We start from the raw sequence: 229 nt of genomic DNA, 5'->3' as shown, positions 1-229 counted from the left end.
CTGGACGGTGGACACGCCCGCCGGCTTCGCCGACGCGGCCTTCCACACGCCGCACCCGTACAGAAGCAGCCGCGAGCACACGCTCCTCGTTTCGCAGCCGGTCAAGGTCTCGGCCGCCGACCCGTCCATCGTGTTCGACGAGGTCGCGATCACCGAGCCCTGCGACGACGGCACGGCCTACTGCACGAACGGCGGGCTCTACGACTACCTCGCCGTCGAGGCCACGAAG

General features: G+C 69.9%; 1 protein-coding gene. It reads left to right on the top strand.

The annotated features are described in order from the left end of the window. The coding region (locus RYX56_RS25685; protein WP_317124554.1) for a hypothetical protein at positions 1–229 on the top strand (229 nt) is incomplete at both ends.

The organism is Alkalihalophilus lindianensis, assembly GCF_032843265.1.
GTDB lineage: Bacteria > Bacillota > Bacilli > Bacillales > Bacillaceae_D > Alkalihalophilus > Alkalihalophilus lindianensis.
This window is presented reverse-complemented; position numbering and strand designations above follow the sequence as displayed.